A 21,315-nucleotide genomic window follows, 5' to 3' on the forward strand; every position below is an offset into this window, starting at 1 on the left:
TATCATTTGTATTTTAGGTGAATAGGATTTTCCTCACTTGAATGTTGCAAAGATAGAGGGATATAACCAAGCGACCTATGACACATGATAGGGAATTTTATACCATATTTGTGGTAGATAAAAGAACTATTCGCTATTTTTGTGGGCGAAAACCAAATGATATAGAGACTGATGAAGAGAAGGAAGTTGTTACTTTTCCCCCTACTGGGATTCCTTACGCTGACAAGCCTGTTTTCCTGCGGAGAGAATCGCTGGAAGGAATACTATCCGTTGACGGGACGCGATCTGTGGATGGACAGCCTGATGCGGGAAGTTTATCTGTGGTATGAAGATATTCCTCCTTCCAAGAGCCTGAACTATTTTCAAGAACCGGAGGATTTCCTAAAAAGTATCTTGTCGGGAAATGATAAAGGTTTCTCTACCGTGGACTCTATCATAGATGCTCCCCTGCCAAGTTATGGTTTCGACTATACTTTATATAAGGTGGCTACCAGCGACACTACTTACAATGCACTTGTCTCTTACGTAGCCAAGAATTCTCCGGCAGAGGAAGCCGGGCTGCAACGCGGCAACTGGATTATGCTCATAGACGGCGACTCCATTACCAAGAATACGGAAGAACGGCTTACAGATGGCGGTGTACGGACGCTGCGTGTCGGAAAGTATGTGATGGTCAAGGAGGAAGGTGGCGAAGACAAGGAAACCGGAGATAAAGAAGAAACGGAAGAAGATAAAAGTGTAGGAGTGATACAGGAAATCGGGGATATCACATTGCCGGGTGTCCGTAGTGTAACAGAACCTGCCATTTATACAACAAAGTTTGTGCAGCTCGAAGGTACCGACCACAAAATAGCCTATCTGGCATACAACTCTTTCAGTGCCGGCACTGCGGAAAACAAGGAGAAATACAACAACGAATTACGTGCCTTTTCACAAAAGTGCAGGCAAGCTGATGTCAATAATTTTATACTCGACCTCCGCTACAATCCCGGTGGAGAGATGGAGTGCGTACAACTCCTTGCGGACATACTTGTACCCGCCGATAAGCTGGAAAGCCCTTTCGCTTTCTTGCAATACAATGACAAACAAAGTGCCAAGAACCGTGATTTGATACTGGATTCCCAACTTCTGCAGGGAGGAACCAATCTTAATCTATCCAAAGTTTATATCATCACCGGTAGCACTACCGCCGGCGCTGCGGAGATGCTTATCAACTGCCTGAAGCCCTATATGACGGTAGTCCTTATCGGACAAACAACCAAAGGAGAATATGTAGCTACTGAAAACTATATCAACCCCAAGTATCCTTGGGCATTACGTCCGGTAGTATGCGAGGTTTTTAACTCGAAAGGTGAAGCCGATTACAGTGCGGGGTTCAAACCCGATATCCCTATCAACGAAGCATCTTACCTACAATACTATCTTCCCTTAGGCGATTTTAATGAAATATTGCTCAATACCGCAATAGGAGTTATTGCAGGCGTTATTGAAATTCCGAAATCCCAAACAAATGCAATTGTCGTTAAGAGTTTCACCACTCAAAAGAATGTTCGCAAGGGATTGATTATTAAATAATGGAAGCAATGAAGAAACTTATCTTTACATTATTAGTTGCACTCACAGTAATAACAGCTTGTGAAGATAACGACACTCCCGCCAACAACGGGAAGCGTCTGCCCATACCTTTTTCTAAAATCCAGTTATCGGAGAACAGCCCCTATGAGGTAGGAGTACCTACGGTAACCACTACCCAAACCTACTCATATGCCCAAGGGCAACTGACCGACTTCACCACCGTACAAAGTTATACCGTTCAGGGTGAACAAATGAAAATAGAAAATACGACATCGGTAGCCTATAACGAACACGAAGCCGTAGTGACAGACGACTCCGGCAATGTATCCACCTATCTTCTTAATGATAAAGGATATGCCACCCAATGCACACGCCAAGAGGTAAGTACAATCCGCACTTATACTTTTTCTTACTTCATCAGCCCGGAAGGTAAACACTATTTAGAGAATATAACCGAAAGTGTGAATGGTAAAGTATACGCCTTTATCGACATGGATTACAGTAATTACCAAGCACTGCGTGTTACACAAAAAGTAGATACTTACGAACAGGCCTATACAGCCACCACTCCGTCAAATAATGGAATAGCCAACCAATCGGAAGTTCCTTGCGTGTTTTTTGAAGGTTTATATCCGCTTTCACTGCACTCTGCCGCTTTATATGGGAAATTGCTGGGAGAGCCTTTCGGCATCTTAATAGACCAGGTTATTCCTGACGGGAACACAGCGAGTAAAGAAGTCACAAAGTATACCTACTCTTTCGATAAACGAAACATTATAACTTCCTGCAAAGAGGTAATAAACAGTTACGGTACGAATTATATCCGTACCGTAAACTATGTTATCGAATAATTATTTAAGTAAATGTGCATAATTAGTTTATACTATCTTGATATAAATTAATTCTCAACATTTACTTATTGAAGTACTTACTGAAGAACAATATCTGGTAGTCTATGGAGTTATTCCAATAAGTCCCTGTATGCCCGCCCGGGCGAGTGATGAAATCGTGGTCTATTTTGTATGCCAATAAACGTTTGTGCAATTCCTTGTTTACTTCAAGGAAGAAATCGCTTTCGCCGCAATCAATAATCAGAGCCAAGTCACCATTCTTTAGTTTATCAACTTGATTAATAACTGTATGGCTATTCCAAATCTCCTCGTTTGCAGTAAGTTCACCCAGCTGTTTCTTCATCTCCCAATTATTGGGGAACGGGCGAATGTCCACTCCGCCGCTTGTACTTCCTGCCGCTCCGAACACGTCTTTATGACGGATAGCATTCCACAATGCTCCATGTCCGCCCATACTCAAACCGGTAATGGCACGTCCCCGTTTCTCCGGAACCGTGGCATAGTGCGTATCCGTATAGTTCACCAGTTCCGAAGAAATAAAGGTTTCATAACGATAAGAAGGATTCTTGGGGCTATCCCAGTACCAACTGTTTTTCCCGTCAGGGCATACAAAGATAATGCCTTTCTCATCAGCTATTTGAGATAACTCCGGTCTTATCCCAATCCATGTACCTGCATTGCCGCCATAACCATGCAACAAATACACAGCCGGACAAGCTTGCGGCTTCTTTGCAACAGCCTTATCCGGAAGGATATAAACCACCTTTACGTCCTTGTTCATCGAGGAACTTTTTACGAACACTGTATCTACGCGTGCGGCCTGTACACTAATAGCCACCACTTGCAGCAAGAATACGAATAGAAAATGTCTGCTTTTCATGTTAATTTGTTTAATCTTCTTAAGAGACGGCAATATTAACAATAAATATTTGAAAAACATTATCTTTGTGCACAAACAATTTGTAATCCAAACATGGAATTCATTATTATTCTATTTTTACTTATCTTGAATGGCATCTTTGCCATGTATGAAATCGCATTAGTATCTTCAAGCAAAGCACGCTTAGAAACCCTCGTAGGAAAAGGTAATAAAAGTGCGAAAGGCGTTCTGAAACAATTGGAAGAACCGGAAAAGTTTCTCTCCACCATCCAAATCGGTATTACACTGATTGGCATTATATCCGGTGCTTACGGCGGTGTAGCCATAGCCGACGACGTAGTTCCGCTGTTTGCAATGATTCCCGGTCTGGAATTATATGCCAAAGACCTTGCAATGATTACTACCGTAGCCGTTATTACCTACTTGTCACTCATTATCGGAGAACTGGTTCCCAAATCAATAGCATTAAACAACCCGGAACGTTATGCTACCCTGCTCAGTCCCTTTATGATTGTGCTCACTAAGGTATCCTATCCGTTTGTATGTCTCCTCAGCGCTTCTACCAAACTGACAAACAAGCTCATCGGCATGAAAGAAGGAGAAGAACGGCAAATGACCCAAGAAGAATTGAAAATGATTCTGCATCAAAGTTCCGAACAAGGTGTTATCGACAAGGATGAAACAGAAATGCTGCGTGATGTTTTCCGTTTCTCGGACAAAAGAGCCAATGACCTGATGACACATCGACGCGATGTAATAGTACTGCATCCCACCGACACACAAGAAGAGGTGTTACGGATTATTCATGAAGAACATTTCAGCAAATATTTGTTGGTGGAAAGCGGTAAGGATGAAATCATAGGAGTGGTTTCCGTAAAAGACATTATCTTGATGTTGGGCGGCGAACAACCGTTCAACCTGCGTAACATCGCCCGTCCACCCCTGTTTATTCCTGAAAGTTTATATGCCAAGAAAGTTTTAGAGCTCTTCAAGAAGAACAAAAACAAGTTCGGAGTTGTTGTAGACGAGTATGGAAATACAGAAGGCATTATTACCTTGCACGATTTAACGGAAAGTATCTTCGGTGACATTTTGGAAGAGAACGAAACGGAAGAAGAAGAGATAGTGACCCGAACAGACGGCTCCATGTTGGTAGAAGCTTCCATGAATATAGGCGACTTTATGGAAGCAATGGGCATACTGAGCTATGACGACTTGAAAGAAGAGGATTTCACAACATTAAGTGGACTTGCCATGTTCCTTATCGGGCGGGTTCCAAAAGCCGGTGATATTTTCAGTTACAAAAACTTGGAGTTTGAAATAGTAGATATGGATCGTGGAAGAGTAGATAAATTGCTCGTTATAAAACGAGAAGACGAAGAATAAACGCCGTTGGCGTCTCTTAATATTAATTTAAACCATTAAAGCAATGAAAAAAGTAATGATGATTGCAGCAATTGCCGCTGCATTGGTATCCTGCCAATCAAAAGGAAATCAGAACAACGACACTATGGATGAGGGTGTCATGACTGTTGTAGGCAACGATTCTTCTGCAGTAGCCGTTTACGAAGGTATACTCCCTGCAGCCGACGGTCCGGGCATTCAGTACGTATTGAGTGTAGACAGCATAGGTCCCGACGGCGAAAGCGGTTATACCTTAGTTACGACTTATCTGGATGCAGAAGGACAAGGAAAAAATAAATCCTTCACTTCCACAGGAAAACGTCAGGTTATCCAAAAGGACGTTAACAACAATAAGAAAACGGCCTATAAGCTGACTCCCAACGACGGTGACTCTCCCGTATACTTCGTTGTTATCAATGACACTACTTTAAGACTGGTAAACGATAGTCTGCAAGAGGCTGTCAGCGATTTGAATTACGACATTATTCAAGTGAAATAAACAGTCGCCACTGAACATCAAAAAGGAAGTTAACTTCATGCCTTGCATGATATTAACTTCCTTTTCTTATGATGTTAACTTAGTATGGTGTATCTTATTAACTTATTATAGACAAATAAGTTAACTAAACATCCTGCAATTATTCCCCTAACTTATTTCTTTGCGGGAGAAGAGTATCTTGCATTCAAACCGTCCAAGATTTCACGTGTAATATTATAAATGCTGTCAGCATACAACAGATTGTCAAAGCCGGTGTTGCTGATAATCATACTGTAACCTTTTGTCTTGTTGTATTCCTTCAGGAAAGCGTTAATAGAGTCACGCAACTGCAAACTGTTCTTTTCGTTCTCACTCATCAACTCAGACTGTAGCTTGTTACCCAGATTCTGCAGGTCTTGTTCCAATTTAGCAATACGGTTGTATTCCTGTTGAGCGCGCTCCTGTGTCAGATATGCATTGTTCTGAACTTTAGTCTGGAACTCTTGTTTCTGACGGTCAAGGTCTTTAGCTTTCTGGTTCAAAGTCAAACGTACATTTTCGCTTTTCTTTACCATTGCCTCGTTCAAGTCGACACAATAGTTATATTTTGCCAAAAGCGTATCTATTTCTACATAAGCAATTTTCATTCCGGATAATCCGGCTGCTTGTGTTGAAGCATTTGCTGTCTGATTATCGGCTTTACCAGCGCATTGAGAAAATAAAACGATTAGTGCAAGAGCTGCCAAACCGTTTACGAGGTAGTTTAATCTCTTCATAATTTGTAAAAATATTGTTTTTAGTTTATTTAGTTCATACTATCGTTTAAGGTTCTCTCCAGGTCATCAATAGAGAAACGGCTTTTCTTTTGTGCCTCCCTGTCTTGTGACTGTACACACCCGATTCCTCTATCCCGCATTGCTTTATTGCCGCTGACGTGTCCGTTAGGAAACCTGCCGCCTTTCACAAAAAAGACCTTTACGCCCAATAAAACAATGCAAATAGCAACTATTAACAAAGTTATCAATAATGTACCAAGCATTTCCATTAATTTTGTTGCATAAAAACAGAATACCAGTCAGCAAAAAGCGTTTGAATTTTGTTTTCACTCTTAGCTTACTCTGTTTTGTGGGTGCAAATATAGGGCTTTGGTTGGACTAAGCATCCTTTTTTACTCTAAAAAAAGAGAAAGGGAAATAAAATAGCCAATCAATTTAACCATCTTTAGCAATAAGAGGTTAATTTGTATAAGAATTGAATTTCAAAAACAGAAGATTAGAATACATATCAAGTGTATCCTATCTGTTATAAACTATAAGATATGGAAAAAAAAGACTTGAAACCGGCCGGCGTATTCCGCTATTTTGAGGAAATCTGCCAAGTTCCGCGTCCTTCCAAAAAGGAAGAAAAGATTATTGCTTTCTTAAAAGCATTCGGAGAAAAACATAAGTTGGAAACGAAGGTGGATGAAGCCGGAAACGTACTGATAAAGAAGCCTGCCACTCCGGGTATGGAAAATCGAAAAACAGTTGTGCTCCAGTCGCATGTGGACATGGTATGCGAGAAGAACAACGATGTAAAACATGATTTCCTCACCGACCCTATCGAAACCGAGATAGACGGAGAATGGCTGAAAGCCAAAGGCACAACGCTGGGGGCGGATAACGGTATCGGTGTAGCAACCGAACTGGCTATCCTTGCCGATGACAGCATTGAACATGGTCCTGTAGAATGTCTGTTCACCGTAGACGAAGAAACCGGACTGACGGGTGCTTTTGCTTTGCAGGAAGGTTTTATGAGCGGTGATATTCTCCTGAACCTCGACTCCGAAGACGAGGGCGAACTTTTTATCGGCTGTGCAGGCGGCATAGACTCTGTTGCCGAGTTTACCTATAAGGAGGTGGATGTGCCTGCCGGATATTTCTTCTGCAAAGTACAGGTGAAAGGTCTGAAGGGCGGGCACTCCGGCGGCGATATTCATTTGGGACGAGGCAATGCCAACAAGTTGCTGAACCGCTTTCTAAGCCAGACTTTCAAGAAGTACGATATGTATCTCTGCGAAATAGACGGCGGCAACCTGCGTAATGCCATTGCACGCGAAGCGCACGCCGTTATAGCCATCCCCGAAGCCGACAAGCACGCCCTGCGTACCGATTTAAATGTATTTGCAGCCCAAGCCGAGGCAGAGTATGCCGTAGCGGACCCTGATTTGCAGTTTGTTCTCGAATCGGAGAATCCCCGCACTAAGGCCATTGATAAAGATACGACCGAACATTTGCTGCAGGCCCTTTATGCTGCTCCACATGGAGTATACGCCATGAGTCAGGATATTCCGGGCTTGGTAGAAACTTCCACCAATCTTGCATCCGTAAAGATGAAACCGGGTAATATAATCCGCATAGAAACAAGCCAACGCAGTTCTACCGAGTCCTCCAAACAGGACATCGCCACTATGGTACGTACCGTATTCGAAATGGCAGGGGCAAGCGTTTCTTTCGGCGACGGTTATCCGGGTTGGAAACCCAATCCGCACTCTGAGATACTGGAAGTTGCAGCGGAATCATACAAACGCCTGTTCGGTGTAGATGCCCAAATAAAGGCTATCCATGCCGGACTGGAATGCGGGTTATTTCTCGATAAATACCCCTCATTGGATATGATTTCTTTCGGTCCTACCCTGCAAGGAGTACACTCTCCCGATGAACGGATGCTCATTCCCACCGTACAAAAGTTCTGGGACCATCTGCTGGATATATTGAAACATATCCCTGCCAAGAATTAATGGACATACAAATACGGAAACATAAAGAAGAGATGCGGAGCAAAAGAAGAAATGCTCCGCTTCTTTTTGTTTCCATACCAGTCTTTATACTTCTTGCTTTCCTACCATTCTCTTTGTTGTACGGGCAGGTCAAAAAAGATACCCTCACCTTCCGTATCATGAGCTACAACGTAGAGAACCTGTTCGACTGCCGCCATGACACACTGAAAAACGATTATGAATTTCTGGCTGGCGCCGTCCGGCACTGGAACTATACCAAATACAAAAAGAAATTAGATGCCATTGCACGCGTCATTATTGCCGTAGGCAGATGGACACCACCTGCATTAGTAGCCCTCTGCGAAGTAGAAAATGACAGCGTATTGCGCGACCTTACCCGCTACTCCGCTCTGCGGGAAGCCGATTACCGCTATGTCATTACGCATTCTCCCGACGAACGGGGAATTGATGTGGCACTGCTGTATCAAAGAGGTCTTTTCAAATTGTTGTCCGCTCAAAGTTATCCGGTAACAAAACCTCATGAAAGAAGCCGTCCCACACGCGACATTCTCCATGTCAGCGGCTTGCTTTTGAGCCACGACACTTTAGATGTACTTATAACTCACTTCCCATCCCGTTCCGGAGGGGCAAAGGCATCCGAGCCTTACCGCCTTTCGGCAGCACAAAGATTAAAGAATGTGGCAGATAGCTTGTGCAGAGCCCGTACCCGTCCGCAAATTATCATTATGGGAGACTTTAATGACTACCCCGTCAACAAGTCCGTACAAAAGATATTAAAAGCCGGAGTTCCGCCTACGGAAGCAGATGCATTAGACTCCCAAACCCTTTATCATCTTTTAGCGAGGAAAAGTACCGCCGACAAGTACTTCGGAAGTTACAAATACCAAGGGGAATGGGGGCTACTCGACCATATTATCCTTTCGGGAAACTTGCTGAAACCGGATTCCCCGCTATACACAGCAGAAGATAGAGCCGATGTGTTCCTCGCACCCTTTCTGTTGTCCGAAGACAAGAAATATGGAGGCAGTCAGCCTTTCCGCACCTATTACGGTATGAAATATCAGGCGGGATACAGCGACCACCTTCCCGTATGGGCAGAGTTCAAGCTACTATATTAATCGGAATATTGGTAAAGCTTTAAGTCAAACTTACCGACCATTACCAACAAGTGATCGAATATATCGGACTGAATACGTTCGTACTCCTTCCATACCTTATTGCGCGAAAAGAAATAAACCTGAATGGGAACCCCGTAGGTCGTGGGCTCCTTTTGACTGATAATTAAATCTAAATCCTGATTTACAACCGGAAGGCTGCACAGATAACGCTCAATATAAATACGATAAAGCTGGGCATTAGTGGGCACTTCTCCCTCTGCCGGCTGATAGTCCGCCATCAAAGGAATGTCCTTACGAATGGCATCCAACATATCGGGAGTGCAAAACTTCAAAGTAGTCATGTCCAAATAAATATTCTTATTCACACGCCGGCCTCCACTCTCTTGCATTCCGCGCCAGTTCTGGAAAGAATTATTCACCAATGTATAAGGCGGTACAGTAGAGATTGTATTGTCCCAATTGCGTATTTTCACCGTATTCAGAGTGATTTCCTCCACGGTTCCATTGGCGGTGTTATTGGGCAAAGCTATCCAGTCTCCAATACGCAACATATCATTGGCAGAAAGCTGCACTCCCGCCACAAATCCAAGAATACTGTCTTTAAATACCAACATCAACACGGCTGCCGATGCACCCAAACCCGCAAACAAGGTCATTGGAGATTTATTTATCAGCACAGCAATAATAACAATTCCCCCGATAAAGAACAACAATACCTGAAGAACCTGTACAAAGCCTTTCATCGGACGGTTCTTTTGCTTGTCCTTTGCATTGTACACATCCAGCATCACCAGTAGCAAGCCGTTGATAGTAAGCAGTATTGCGGTGATGATATACACCGCACATATCTTCTGCGAAAATTCCAGGATTTCTTTTCCCCGCACAAAAGCCAGAGGCAACAAGAAGTAAATCAATATACCGGGCAGGATATGGATAAGATGATGTACCACCTTACGCTTCATCAACAATGTATTCCACTGGTGAGGAGCACGCTTTGTATAGTGCCTCATCCCTCCCACGAATATAGCCTGACACAGATAATCCAACCCTACTGACACACCTATCATCAATACGGCAATAATTGTCTCGTCAAACATATTTGCAAATTTCGGTTCTACGCCCCATTCTATCAGGATGTTGTTCATCCAGCTTCCTAAACTCATCATAAATATCTGTTTTATAAATCTGTTAAGAAGATAACAAACTATAAAGGAAGATGTTTATCGTAGTAATGCCTCCCACCCAAATCGGGAGATAAATATGCGTATAATTTTCTCTCCGTCGATACTTGCACACCCCGCAGAAAAGCCGGTAACAAAGAGACGCACCGACAAAACCGATAAAAGCGCCCGCCAATAAGTCTCCGGGATAATGCACTCCCAAATAAGAACGGGAATAACACGTCAGCAGCGCCCATACCATAATAAACCAGTTCAAAGCACGATTGCGGAACAGATAGAACAAAAAGAAAGCAAGTCCGAATGTATTGGCGGCATGACAGGAAGGAAAGCCGTATCGTCCGCCCCGATACCCATTTACTATATGTACGAACTCAGAAATGGGGTTCTCCGGATTGGCAGGACGCAGACGGCACACCCACGGACGGATGAAGGTCGCTCCTATCTGGTCGGCAAAAATGATTGTCAGCGCAATGGCTACAGCGCACCCTATAGCTACTTTCCAATGCAAATTACGGGCTATCACATAGAGAATAGACGCATATAAAGGTATCCAAATCCATTTTCCACTAAAGGCATACATAAACAGATCCGCCCATTCGGCACGCCATCCGTTGATGGCAAGCAACAGGTCGGTATCCATTTCCACCAACCCTGATAAAACATCAGCTAATATCATTCTATCTTTTGGCTATATCGTCATACAATTTCTGCAAATAAGCCTGTCCCAAAGAGAGGTTCTGCCCTTTCTTCGAGCCTTCATCCACAGCTATTGCATTTGATTCATTATTAAATATCAGCTGATTGTCCGGCGTCACAAGACCGAAAGCGTCGTGTGCGGTAAAGAAAGCAAAATGCGGAGAATCAGGATTCAGCATATCTTTGCTGAACGTAAATTTACCATGAGGCAAGGACAGTTGCGCCAACAAGGTAGCGGCAATATCCTGTTGCGAACCGTAAACATCAACACGTCTCGGCTCACGCACTGCTCCTCCCACTATCAGCAACGGAACCCGGTATCTGTCTATTTCAAGATTACTGATATGCTCGGGATAGGCCCCCAGATGGTCGGGCACAAACACAACAGCCGTATTTTTCCATTGCGGCAACTCACGGAATTGTCTTACAAAGTCACCGATGCAACTATCCGTATACGCGAAAGCATTCAGGCGTTCGTTCTCCAAGCGGCTGTAAGGAACCTCAAAAGGCTCGTGGCTGCTGGACGTTTGCAGCACGCGAAAGTGCGGTGCATCTTTCCCCGCCAAACTGCTGTCTGCCGCTTCCGCTCTCAAGTCATCCAATAAACGACGGAACACAAGATGATCGTGCACTCCCCACTTACTTAAACGCTCCGATACCGGAAAATCCTGATCGGCTACAATATCTTCAAATCCGGATGACATCAGGTAAGAACGCATATTGGTAAAGTCCGCATCGCCGCCATAGTAGTATTTGGTTCTATAACCTGCATTCCTCAAGCTGCCCGCAATGGCAGGGATGGACTGCGTCTTACGAGGATATTTCATTATACTGGTGGTGGGTTGTGCCGGATAACCGCTCAAAATGGCTACCAATCCCCGGTCTGTGCGGAAACTGTTGGCATAAAAATTGGTAAAGAGCACCCCTTCTTGCGCCAGGCTGTCCAAGTTCACAGCCACATCCGGCTCTCCTCCCAACGTAGCCATCAGGTGCGAAGAGAAACTCTCCATAATAACAAAGAGCACATCGGGACACTGTGTCGTAAACAATGAATGCAGAGAATCCGGAACTTGCCGTAAGGAATCAGTCAGAAGAGTGTCGTTCTTCAAAACAGCGGAATCCACCAAACCGGAAAAAATGCGGTCTGCCGCATCCGCTTCCATAAAACGATACAGTTTTCCAAAATCCTTCTGCTTGGAGAGAGATTCCATAAGGCTGAAAGCCGGGTTAATGGCGGCATGATTCAAACGCTGGTTCGTACTGAAATACACTTTCCCCGTATTCATGGTGGATACCGTAAATCCTCCGCGAATCGGGATGAACAACAACCCGGTCATCAGCAACAAAACACCTGAAACCTTCAAACGCTGATAAGGTATCTTCATACGTCTGAACGCACCTTTCTGCAACAAGACAAAATAGAATACTCCATACAACACCGCCGCATAGGCAACCATGGCAACAATACCACCGATTACCATCCAAAAGCTGACGCTTGCCACCGCATCTTTCGGTGAAGAAAAGAAATAGAACAAAGGAGTAGCGTCCAAACGGAATCCCCAATATTCATACAATCCGATATCGACGGTAAATATGATGGAAAGCAAAACGGAAACAAAGATAAAGTAGCCGCACCATATACGGCGGAGAAGATTGGGAACCGCCCATGCGGAACAGATAAAAAGCAACCCCGGAATGGCAGTCAGATAGCCTGCAAGCGATAAGTCCAACGGCAATCCATGCCACATCACACTAAACCACTCCGTCCACGAAACGCCTTCGTACAACGGGCGGTAAAAGAGCATAAAAAACGGTTTCTGCAATGCAAAGATGCAAACAAACAAGAGATATGTCTTGAGGAATCCTATAAGCCTTTCTTTCATCGGTGCTTTCTCTTAAACTGAATATATTCGGCAAAAATAAAGTTTTTATTCTATTTATCGCCAATATTAGTCAAGAAATACGTGAAAGATAGGCTTATAGGCTTTTCCGGATTATCCGTTCACACGTTTATAGTCTTCGAGGAACTTCTTTAACCCGGCATCTGTCAGCGGATGGTTCAACAGGCCTTTTATGGCGGAAAGCGGGCACGTGGCTACATCGGCTCCTGCTTCTATACATTGGACAATATGTGCGGTATGGCGGATGGATGCAGCAAGCACCTGAGTTTCATAACCATAATAGCGGTACATTTCTACAATACTGCCCACCAAGGCCACGCCGTCCTCACAGATATCGTCAAGGCGCCCCACAAACGGCGAAACGTAAGTTGCCCCGGCTTTTGCCGCCAGTAAAGCCTGCCCCACGGAGAACACCAGTGTGCAGTTGGTACGGATACCTTTTCCCGAAAAATATTTGATGGCTTTTATTCCGTCTGCAATGCAAGGCACTTTCACCACAATGTGCGGGTTGAGTGCGGCGAGTTCTTCACCTTCCTTAATCATACCCTCATAGTCGGTGGCAATCACCTCCGCGCTTACATCTCCCCGCACTATATTGCAGATGTCCACGTAATGCTTGCGCTGGTTTTCCACTCCCTTGATACCCTCTTTTGCCATGAGTGAGGGGTTGGTTGTCACTCCGTCGAGTACGCCCATATCGTAGGCTTCCCGAATCTGGTCTAAATTTGCAGTGTCGATAAAGAACTTCATAATGTAAATAGTTTAAGGATTAATTCCACAAATATAACGATTTACATTGTTGTTTGTTCTTTATCAGCCGGATATTTTAGCGGTTGCGCTTCAAGTACAGGCGGTCGCTAATCGTGGCAGGAAGTTCGTTCTCGTAATGAGTCACCATTATCATTGTTTTATCCCTACGACGGCAAAAAGCCTCTATGATTTTCTTTACGCGACGACGGTTATACGTATCCAGTCCATGCAAGGGTTCGTCAAGAATCAGCAGTTCGGGGTCTTTCACAAAAGCACGCGCCAACAGGGCAAGACGTTGCTCGCCGCTGGAGAGTTGCAGGAAAGGCTTGTCTTTCAAACCCGCCACGCCGAAAACATCCATCCACCACTCGCACACAGCCATTTGGCCGGTGTGCGTACGCTTGTACAGACCGATACTGTCATGCAGTCCGGAAGCTACGATTTCGATAGCCGGCAGATTCTTCAGATAAGCGCGATGCATCTCCGGGCTGACATAACCTATGTGTTTCTTGATTTCCCAAATACTCTCACCCGTCCCCCGCTTACGTCCGAACAGGCTGATGTCGCAGGCATAAGACTGCGGATTGTCCGCACACACCAAGCTAAGCAAGGTGGATTTGCCTGCGCCGTTCTCGCCGCTCAAAGCCCACTTCTGTCCGCGCATCACCGTCCAGTCCAGTTCTTTCAAGATTGTGCGGTCGTCATAGCGGATACTGACTTTATTCAAACGGACAACTTCGTCCGAAGTGAAGTTAGTGTTTTCATAAGGAAGGTCGATAATGCGTTGCTGCAATTCACTGAAAAAGGCGGCATCTGCCTCAGCACGCATAGCGTCTTGCTCATGGAAAGCCTGCATATAGACAGCACGTTCCATTTTCTCTCCCGCCACTTTATTGTCAACGGGGACTACGTGAGTGATGAAAGACGGTATATCATCCAGCATGGAGAGAACCAACACGATTTGCAGGGAAGCGAGTTGCGCCAGTTTCTCCAGCACATTGAACAACAGTTCGCGTGTGGCGGCATCCAGTCCGATGAAAGGATTGTCCATGATGAGGATGCGCGGAGCTGTAAGCAATGTCTTGGTCAGCTGAAACTTGCGGAGTTCGCCACTGGAAAGAAGAATGATTTTCTTATCAAGCATCGGCTCGATACGGAAAAGGTCGAACAGTTGTTGTTTGAGAGCTTCGTCCTTCACCTCACCCAACAGCTCACGCACCAGCGGGGCGTCCTCTTGGTCGTGGGCATTCCAACGTTGCTGATAGTAGTAATTGGCGTCGGCAGAACCGTAGGTATCACGGAAAGCAATGTACTTGATGTTGTCGTAGGCAGTTTGCGTGGCGGAGGGGCGGAAATCGTACGTCAGTGTGCCGTCACGCAAGGGATATCTACCCGTAAGCAAATCTACCAACAGGCTTTTCCCGGCTCCGTTAGGGCCAACAATAGCTATATGCTCTCCATCGAGAAAGTCAAGAGTGACAGGGTGTGACAGACGAATAAGCGGATTGCGCGCTACTCCTTCCGTTATCTGCAAGGTATGTTGTTGTATCATTTTTAATGGTTTGTCTTGTTAGGAGTCACAAACTCTTCTGAGTGACAGAACAGATAATGCGTTTTAATGAAACAGATTATGCGTTTTAGTAAAACAGACCATGTATTCTGACGAAACAGATAATCTGTTTTCTTACGATGATAATTCCGTTTGATACACTTGATAAATTCATTTGATATGCTTGAAAATTCCGTTTGACATACTCGAAAAGCCTGCTTTCCCTATTTATAGAAAATAAGTGCCGACTGCGCCGGAACGGAGATTTCCGGCCCGTACATCGTACCCAAACCTTGTTCACTGATGAAGCCGTCCTTGCAGACCACCGTATATTTGCCTTCGGGCACTGAGACCTTAGCCGCTTCCTTGCGTGAATTCAGCACTACATATATATCGCCCCACGCATCGCCCCCGGCATTCTCTTTCAACCGATAGGCCACCACATTACTGCCCTCAACCGGCAGGAATTCCAGATGCTTGCGAACCAGTTCGGCATCTCCTAAGCGGAAAGCCGGATGATGCTTGCGCAGCTGAATCAATCCTTTATAATAGGCAAACACATCGGCGTGCTCCGTCTTGCGTTTCCAGTCGATGGCATTGATGGAGTCCGGACTCTGGTAACTGTTATGTACACCTTTCTTGTCGCGCATCACCTCCTCGCCCGCATAAATAAAGGGTACGCCCTGCGAAGTAAATACCGCTGTCTGCGCCAGTTTGTCCAACCGGGCAAGTTCTTCGGGAGTGATGCCCGGAATACTCGCTTTCAATCTGTCCACCAAGCACATATCATCATGGCAAGACACGTAGCTAATCATCTGTGTGGGTTGTTCCGCCCACGGGGCTTTGCTATAATTCACCTGTTCATTATTGACTTGCGGATGCTTCACTGCACCCACAATACCGAACTTGATGCTCTCCTCTCCCCCGGGCAGCCCGGCAAGGAAAGCTCCCTGACGGTTATCATTGAAAGGACCGCGCAGTGCATCACGCATCTCATCGGAGAAAGCGGCGATACCCGGCATCTTATAGGTATTGGCCTTCATTGCCAACGAATCCTGTGACATTTGGGGAGCCGATGCAGCCCAACCTTCACCATATATAAAGATTGTGGAATCTACCGCTGTTGCCGCCTTGCGTATCTCGTTCATGGTTTCGATGTCATGGATTCCCATCAGGTCGAAGCGGAAGCCGTCAATATGATACTCGTTTATCCAATGCAAAACGGACTCTACTATATATTTGCGCATCATGGAACGGTTGCTCGCCGTTTCATTGCCGCAGGCAGAAGCGTCCGCAAAACTTCCGTCAGGTTTCTGACGATAGAAGTATCCGGGAACAGTACGCTCGAAATTGCTCTCAACCGTATTGAAAGTATGATTGTACACTACGTCCAGCACCACACGAATGCCCGCCTTATGCAAAGCCTGTACCATTTGTTTGAACTCGCGGATACGTACATCCGGCTTGTAAGGATTGGTAGAGTAAGAACCGTCGGGCACATTATAGTTCTGAGGGTCATATCCCCAGTTGTATTGATTCTCGTTCAGCTTGGTTTCGTCCACAGAGGCATAGTCATAGGAAGGCAGGATGTGCACGTGTGTCACTCCCAGCTCTTTCAAGTGGTCGATACCGGTTGACAACTTATCGGGATTGACTGTTCCCGTCTCCGTCATGGCAAGGAACTTACCCTTATTCCGGATGCCCGATGAAGGGTCTACGGAGAAGTCCCGGTGATGCATCTCATAGATAATCACATCGGCAGGCGATGCCAGCGGCGGACGTTTATCTTCCGCCCAGCCTTCCGGATCGGTTTCACGCATATCGATAACCGCCGCACGCTTGCCGTTCACACCTACTGCCTGTGCATTGATGCCCGGCGTATCACCCAACCACTTACCGTTGATTCTTACATTGAACGTATAGAACTTGCCTTTCAAATCCCGCTCTACCTTAGCCGTCCACGTACCGTTTTCGGCAGGTGACATAGCTACCGTTTCATAAGCGTGCCCGCCGTCTCCCGCATCATACAGCATCAGGCGTACTTCATCTGCCGTAGGCGACCAAAGCGTAAACTGCGTAGCGCCCGGAGTATACTCCATTTCAGCCAGACTGCCCGTACGGACAGGATAAAGTTCGTATGAGGTATATTCTTTCTTCGAGGGGGCACAACTGACTACCGTTGTCGCCGCTACTCCGATAATGACAAGATCATTTAATTTCATGGCTAGTATTTTAAGTGTAAAGTATTAAATTCGAAATATAAGGTACGGGACTACCGTTTTATTTTGTCGGGATTCTTGGCTATAAAATCCTTCCAACTGTGATAGCCCTTCTCCATAGCGGGCCGCCCCATTTGCAGAAAGTGGCAATAAGCAGCGGCAAGCCCATCGGTAGCGTCCATAAATACGGGCATCTCCTCTTTGGGAAAGTGGAGCATACGCTGCAGCATATCAGCCACTTGTTCCTTAGACGCCTGTCCGTTTCCGGTTATTGCCATTTTTATCTTCAAAGGGGCATATTCCGTAATAGGAATATCACGGCTCAAAGCGGCAGCCATAGCCACACCTTGCGCACGTCCCAGCTTCAGCATGGACTGCACGTTTTTTCCAAAGAAAGGCGCTTCAATGGCAAGTTCATCCGGCAGATAACTCTCAATAATGCCCAACACCCGCTCGTGGATATGGCGAAGCTTCAGGTAGTGATCGCCAAACTTGCGAAGGTCTATGATACCCATAGCAATCATTTCGGGCTTCACTCCCGCCACGCGCAACACTCCATACCCCATAATGGTAGTACCGGGGTCGATGCCCAGAATGATTTTTTCTTTTACCGGTTGTATCACACAATTACCTCCATCAATGTCGGAAAACCGATTACTTTGTCTTTAAAGATTTTCAGCAATTCTTCATTCAGCTTCACGCCTTGCTCCTGATGCCAACGATGCAGCTTAGCCGAGTTTTCCACCTCAAACTGTACTGAGTAACATATGCTTCCCTCTTCAATATGACTCAGTATGCGTGCTATGCGCGGAGCATACAGCGTACCGTGCTTTTCCACTTCAGGAAGATAGAATTCCTGCATCCAGGTAAGGAAGTATTTTTCCTGTCCTTCCTCTACGTGATAGGTCGTATTATATATCAACATAACTTCTTTTTTCATTTTATTTCGCAAACATAGCAATTATTTCAGAATAATGCATTATATTTGCGCCATCAAAAATGCAGGTAGCTCTGCAAACGTTAGCAACGGGGCGTTAGCTCATCTGGCTAGAGCGCGACACTGGCAGTGTCGAGGTGATCGGTTCGAGTCCGATACGCTCCACCCGCTTCTCATGAATGAAGTTTTCCTCATGAAAAAAGTTCAAACTACATCAAAAGCAAAAGTCATACTTCTGATATTTACTCTACTTTTCATAAGTTTGAATTCTTTCCCAGCCAATACCAAATTCTACAACATCAGTGATATTTATGGCATAACATCGGGAGAAGCATTTTCTATCTGCAAAGATAAGCATGGCTTTATCTGGGCCTCCACTAAAACCGGGATTTTGAGAGTAACTGAGGGAGACTGCCGCAATTATGAGCTACCTTGTAAAACCACCGATTTTGTATTTGTAAAACTGACTTACGGCAATTCACAACTATTCTCTTACACTAATAACAGTCAGATATTCCATTACGACGAAGTTACAGACCGTTTTCTCTTTTTGGCAGACTTACGAGAAGAAACCGGCAACAACCATATCACCATAGGAACTATCACGGCCGATAAAACCGGAACCCTTTGGATTGCCTCCTCAACCGGGCTATTTAAATATGAAAACAATACACTTACAAGAATCACACAATCGGAAAAGGAAATAAAGCAACTCACCTTTTATAAAAATAATCAACTGTTTTATATTACATCAGCCGGTATCTCATTGCTGGAGATGCCAACATTAAAAAGCCGTCTCATTTACCCATACAATGCAAAAGATTTTTTTCAGATACCCAGTTTGTACTATGACGAGCAGCTCGACCGCCTATGGATTGGTACCGGAGCGGCGGGCCTTTTTTATTATGATATCACTCAAAAAACATTATCAGCCATACCAATCAAGGGCTTTCCGAAACAACCGATTCTTACAATAAAGAAAGACGCCAATAATACTCTTTTAATCGGTATTGACGGTCAAGGCATATGGCATATCAGCGAAAAAGGAGATAAACTTCTCAACATTTACAAAGAAGACCTAAATAACCCCTTTTCACTTCGAGGTGACGGGGTATATGATATTCTCTGCGATGAATCCAGAAATTGGGTAGCCACATACACCGGAAAACTGTCTTTTTTTGAAAACGGCAATTCCCTGATTATCCCCATAACCTATCAAATAAACAATCCGAATTCTTTAGGTAACAATTATGTAAACAAGATTATAGAAGATCATAAAGGGTATATATGGTTTGCAACAAACAATGGCTTAAGCCGCTGGAATCCTATATCCAATAAATGGAACCATTATTATCGGGACAAATCAGAGCAAGCAAAGGTGTTTTTATCTTTATGCGAAGATAGTCAAGGACGTATCTGGGCAGGTAGCTATTCTTCCGGCGTTTATTTACTGGACGGAAAAACCGGACAAACACTTCAACATTATTCCTCAAAGACTCATACTCCCGGTTTCTCAGGAGACTTTATCTTTGATTGCTTTGTGGATGCAGAAGGAGATGTATGGATTGGCGGCAACCAGAATCTATCCTGTTATCGGAATAAAGAAAATAGTTTTCGAGAATATCCAATCCAACCTGTCAGTGCATTTGCCGAACTCGCTCCGGGGAAGCTATTACTCACAACTTCACACGGCTTGTTCTTACTGGATAAAAATCACGGAACAATAGAAGCTTTAGTCGAAGGTAGTTTGGCACAAGATGTAGTAGTAACCGATAACACTGTATGGATTGCAACTTGCCGAGACGGGCTGATAAAATATGATTATGACAAACGGCAAACAGAGCGATTTACCACAGAATCCGGTCTGACATCCAACTATGTAAACAGTATCTTATTGGATAACGGCTTTTTATGGATTGGTACTGAAAGCGGTTTGTGCAGGCTCAATATCTTAAACAATACTATCCGGTCGTATACTTCCGTCTACTCCCTTTCAAACACAACTTTTTGTGTCAACTCCTGCACGAGACTAAAGAATGGCAAACTGGTTTGGGGAACGAATAACGGTGCAATAATGTTTACTCCCAAGCTGCTTCAGGAGACTCGTCCCAAAGGAAAGATTTTCTTCCAAAACATCACCGTAGCCGGTCGTTCCATCCGTACAATCCCCCATTTATTAAATAATACCCCGGTCAATCAACAAAAGAGACTATCCCTGAATTATACTCAAAACAATTTCATGTTAGAGCTCCTGCCAACAGGAGGTTCTGCAAGAAACATGAAATTCTCATGGCTATTGGAAGGACTGGATACGAACTGGAGTCGTCCCTCTGAACTTCATTTTATTAATTACACCAATCTTCCCGGCGGAGACTTCAAATTGCATATCAGAATGTACGATGGCTCTCTATCACAAATTATAGATGAACGTAGCTTGAACATACATATCACACCTCCCTTTTGGAAGACTTGGTGGTTTGCAATTCTTATAAGCCTATGCATCGGCGGTTACATCATTTACGCTTTCAAAAGCTATTCGAACCGTTTAAAAAGAAAGAGTACCAATGACAGGCTCATCGCCGATGCCGCCCAAGTGCTCATGCAAGAAAAAATGGCGCAAAGCCAACCAACTACTCGCGAAGAAAAGTCCGTACTCCAAAGTAAACCTAACGATCCGTTTGTTAACAAAGCGATAGCTGTTATCAATGAAAACATCGCCAACAGTGAATTTGGAAAAGAAGAGTTTGCCGCAGCTATGAATGTTAGCCCTTCACTCTTATACAAGAAAATCAAAACATTGACAGACCAATCCCCTTCCGACTTTATCAAAGCCGTACGCATGAACCATGCGCTCAAACTTTTGCAATCCGGTCAATATACTGTAACCGAAGTCAGCGAGCTCTCCGGTTTCTCCAGCCTCAGCATTTTCAGCCGCGCTTTTAAAAAGCACTTCGGGAAAACACCCACCGAAATATAAATAAAGTACAGAAACCCACT

18 protein-coding genes and 1 tRNA gene are annotated in these 21,315 nt (G+C 44.7%); 8 read left to right on the forward strand and 11 right to left on the reverse strand.

The window, feature by feature from the left end; genetic code table 11:
- Positions 1-171: 171 nt before the first annotated feature.
- Both DW121_RS08240 and DW121_RS08245 read left to right on the forward strand, forming a co-directional pair.
- Positions 172-1,575: a S41 family peptidase gene (locus tag DW121_RS08240; RefSeq protein WP_118323499.1), complete on the forward strand. Its 1,404-nt coding sequence runs from the start codon at positions 172-174 to the stop codon at positions 1,573-1,575.
- Between the two features lie 8 nt (positions 1,576-1,583).
- Complete coding sequence (locus DW121_RS08245; RefSeq protein WP_118323560.1) at positions 1,584-2,426, forward strand: DUF4595 domain-containing protein; 843 nt, start codon at positions 1,584-1,586, stop codon at positions 2,424-2,426.
- 61 nt (positions 2,427-2,487) lie between these two features.
- On the opposite strand, the gene DW121_RS08250 is transcribed toward DW121_RS08245, so the two are convergent.
- Positions 2,488-3,306, reverse strand: a complete 819-nt coding sequence (locus DW121_RS08250; protein ID WP_118323561.1) for an alpha/beta hydrolase — start codon at positions 3,304-3,306, stop codon at positions 2,488-2,490.
- A gap of 93 nt (positions 3,307-3,399) precedes the next feature.
- Between DW121_RS08250 and DW121_RS08255 the strand changes: the two genes are divergently transcribed.
- Together DW121_RS08255 and DW121_RS08260 are read left to right on the forward strand one after the other, a co-directional pair.
- The gene (locus tag DW121_RS08255; protein ID WP_117711351.1) at positions 3,400-4,692 is read left to right on the forward strand and encodes a hemolysin family protein; all 1,293 of its coding nucleotides are present in this window, start codon (positions 3,400-3,402) and stop codon (positions 4,690-4,692) included.
- Positions 4,693-4,735: 43 nt separating this feature from the next.
- Positions 4,736-5,209 carry a copper resistance protein NlpE N-terminal domain-containing protein gene (locus DW121_RS08260; RefSeq protein ID WP_117711350.1) on the forward strand — a complete coding sequence of 158 codons (474 nt, stop codon included), beginning with the start codon at positions 4,736-4,738 and terminating at the stop codon, positions 5,207-5,209.
- 152 nt (positions 5,210-5,361) lie between these two features.
- Here DW121_RS08260 and DW121_RS08265 read toward each other — a convergent pair whose 3' ends face one another.
- Both DW121_RS08265 and DW121_RS08270 read right to left on the reverse strand, forming a co-directional pair.
- Entirely contained in the window at positions 5,362-5,964 is a 603-nt protein-coding gene (locus DW121_RS08265; RefSeq protein WP_117711349.1) for an OmpH family outer membrane protein, read from the reverse strand.
- Between the two features lie 29 nt (positions 5,965-5,993).
- The gene (locus tag DW121_RS08270; protein WP_118323562.1) at positions 5,994-6,227 is read right to left on the reverse strand and encodes a hypothetical protein; all 234 of its coding nucleotides are present in this window, start codon (positions 6,225-6,227) and stop codon (positions 5,994-5,996) included.
- A gap of 279 nt (positions 6,228-6,506) precedes the next feature.
- Here DW121_RS08270 and DW121_RS08275 point away from each other — a divergent pair, with 279 nt between their 5' ends.
- Both DW121_RS08275 and DW121_RS08280 read left to right on the forward strand, forming a co-directional pair.
- On the forward strand, positions 6,507-7,967 hold the full coding sequence (locus tag DW121_RS08275; RefSeq protein ID WP_118323500.1) for an aminoacyl-histidine dipeptidase: 1,461 nt from the start codon (positions 6,507-6,509) through the stop codon (positions 7,965-7,967).
- Positions 7,968-7,999: 32 nt separating this feature from the next.
- Positions 8,000-9,085 (forward strand): endonuclease/exonuclease/phosphatase family protein, encoded by a 1,086-nt coding sequence (locus DW121_RS08280; protein WP_410492039.1) that lies wholly within the window; start codon positions 8,000-8,002, stop codon positions 9,083-9,085.
- Here DW121_RS08280 and DW121_RS08285 read toward each other — a convergent pair.
- From DW121_RS08285 to DW121_RS08320, 8 genes are all read right to left on the reverse strand, one after another.
- Positions 9,082-10,251, reverse strand: a complete 1,170-nt coding sequence (locus DW121_RS08285) for a mechanosensitive ion channel family protein (RefSeq protein ID WP_118323502.1) — start codon at positions 10,249-10,251, stop codon at positions 9,082-9,084. The two genes, DW121_RS08280 and DW121_RS08285, sit on opposite strands and share 4 nt — an antisense overlap.
- 22 nt (positions 10,252-10,273) lie before the next feature.
- A complete protein-coding gene (locus DW121_RS08290; protein WP_118323503.1) occupies positions 10,274-10,942 on the reverse strand; it encodes a phosphatase PAP2 family protein in 669 nt (222 codons plus the stop codon).
- A gap of 1 nt (position 10,943) precedes the next feature.
- The gene (locus DW121_RS08295; RefSeq protein ID WP_118323504.1) at positions 10,944-12,845 is read right to left on the reverse strand and encodes an LTA synthase family protein; all 1,902 of its coding nucleotides are present in this window, start codon (positions 12,843-12,845) and stop codon (positions 10,944-10,946) included.
- Between the two features lie 111 nt (positions 12,846-12,956).
- On the reverse strand, positions 12,957-13,613 hold the full coding sequence (fsa, locus tag DW121_RS08300) for a fructose-6-phosphate aldolase (protein WP_117711343.1): 657 nt from the start codon (positions 13,611-13,613) through the stop codon (positions 12,957-12,959).
- Positions 13,614-13,689: 76 nt separating this feature from the next.
- The gene (locus DW121_RS08305; protein WP_410492038.1) at positions 13,690-15,165 is read right to left on the reverse strand and encodes an ATP-binding cassette domain-containing protein; all 1,476 of its coding nucleotides are present in this window, start codon (positions 15,163-15,165) and stop codon (positions 13,690-13,692) included.
- Positions 15,166-15,386: 221 nt separating this feature from the next.
- Positions 15,387-17,384 (reverse strand): type I pullulanase, encoded by a 1,998-nt coding sequence (gene pulA / locus DW121_RS08310; protein WP_118323505.1) that lies wholly within the window; start codon positions 17,382-17,384, stop codon positions 15,387-15,389.
- A 50-nt stretch (positions 17,385-17,434) separates the two neighbouring features.
- Positions 17,435-18,004: a crossover junction endodeoxyribonuclease RuvC gene (ruvC, locus tag DW121_RS08315; protein WP_117711341.1), complete on the reverse strand. Its 570-nt coding sequence runs from the start codon at positions 18,002-18,004 to the stop codon at positions 17,435-17,437.
- Positions 18,001-18,306 (reverse strand): DUF4286 family protein, encoded by a 306-nt coding sequence (locus tag DW121_RS08320; protein ID WP_117711464.1) that lies wholly within the window; start codon positions 18,304-18,306, stop codon positions 18,001-18,003. Before DW121_RS08320 ends, ruvC begins: the two co-directional genes overlap by 4 nt.
- A 103-nt stretch (positions 18,307-18,409) precedes the next feature.
- Here DW121_RS08320 and DW121_RS08325 point away from each other — a divergent pair.
- Both DW121_RS08325 and DW121_RS08330 read left to right on the forward strand, forming a co-directional pair.
- Positions 18,410-18,483 (forward strand) — tRNA-Ala (locus DW121_RS08325).
- Positions 18,484-18,511: 28 nt separating this feature from the next.
- Positions 18,512-21,295 carry a two-component regulator propeller domain-containing protein gene (locus DW121_RS08330; RefSeq protein ID WP_118323506.1) on the forward strand — a complete coding sequence of 928 codons (2,784 nt, stop codon included), beginning with the start codon at positions 18,512-18,514 and terminating at the stop codon, positions 21,293-21,295.
- Positions 21,296-21,315 lie beyond the last annotated feature (20 nt).

Source organism: Bacteroides sp. AM10-21B, assembly GCF_003472565.1.
GTDB classification, from domain to species: domain Bacteria; phylum Bacteroidota; class Bacteroidia; order Bacteroidales; family Bacteroidaceae; genus Bacteroides; species Bacteroides propionicigenes.

What these genes read in the sequence shown, in the direction of transcription:
- DW121_RS08290 (WP_118323503.1), bottom strand. Translation starts at nt 10,942, where the DNA reads ATGATATTAGCTGATGTTTTATCAGGGTTGGTGGAAATGGATACCGAC.
- DW121_RS08250 (WP_118323561.1), bottom strand. Translation starts at nt 3,306, where the DNA reads ATGAAAAGCAGACATTTTCTATTCGTATTCTTGCTGCAAGTGGTGGCT.
- DW121_RS08285 (WP_118323502.1), bottom strand. Translation starts at nt 10,251, where the DNA reads ATGATGAGTTTAGGAAGCTGGATGAACAACATCCTGATAGAATGGGGC.
- DW121_RS08270 (WP_118323562.1), bottom strand. Translation starts at nt 6,227, where the DNA reads ATGCTTGGTACATTATTGATAACTTTGTTAATAGTTGCTATTTGCATT.
- DW121_RS08305 (WP_410492038.1), bottom strand. Translation starts at nt 15,165, where the DNA reads ATGATACAACAACATACCTTGCAGATAACGGAAGGAGTAGCGCGCAAT.
- DW121_RS08330 (WP_118323506.1), top strand. Translation starts at nt 18,512, where the DNA reads ATGAAAAAAGTTCAAACTACATCAAAAGCAAAAGTCATACTTCTGATA.
- DW121_RS08260 (WP_117711350.1), top strand. Translation starts at nt 4,736, where the DNA reads ATGAAAAAAGTAATGATGATTGCAGCAATTGCCGCTGCATTGGTATCC.
- fsa (WP_117711343.1), bottom strand. Translation starts at nt 13,613, where the DNA reads ATGAAGTTCTTTATCGACACTGCAAATTTAGACCAGATTCGGGAAGCC.
- DW121_RS08295 (WP_118323504.1), bottom strand. Translation starts at nt 12,845, where the DNA reads ATGAAAGAAAGGCTTATAGGATTCCTCAAGACATATCTCTTGTTTGTT.
- DW121_RS08265 (WP_117711349.1), bottom strand. Translation starts at nt 5,964, where the DNA reads ATGAAGAGATTAAACTACCTCGTAAACGGTTTGGCAGCTCTTGCACTA.
- DW121_RS08280 (WP_410492039.1), top strand. Translation starts at nt 8,000, where the DNA reads ATGCGGAGCAAAAGAAGAAATGCTCCGCTTCTTTTTGTTTCCATACCA.
- DW121_RS08245 (WP_118323560.1), top strand. Translation starts at nt 1,584, where the DNA reads ATGAAGAAACTTATCTTTACATTATTAGTTGCACTCACAGTAATAACA.
- pulA (WP_118323505.1), bottom strand. Translation starts at nt 17,384, where the DNA reads ATGAAATTAAATGATCTTGTCATTATCGGAGTAGCGGCGACAACGGTA.
- DW121_RS08275 (WP_118323500.1), top strand. Translation starts at nt 6,507, where the DNA reads ATGGAAAAAAAAGACTTGAAACCGGCCGGCGTATTCCGCTATTTTGAG.
- DW121_RS08240 (WP_118323499.1), top strand. Translation starts at nt 172, where the DNA reads ATGAAGAGAAGGAAGTTGTTACTTTTCCCCCTACTGGGATTCCTTACG.
- DW121_RS08255 (WP_117711351.1), top strand. Translation starts at nt 3,400, where the DNA reads ATGGAATTCATTATTATTCTATTTTTACTTATCTTGAATGGCATCTTT.
- DW121_RS08320 (WP_117711464.1), bottom strand. Translation starts at nt 18,306, where the DNA reads ATGTTGATATATAATACGACCTATCACGTAGAGGAAGGACAGGAAAAA.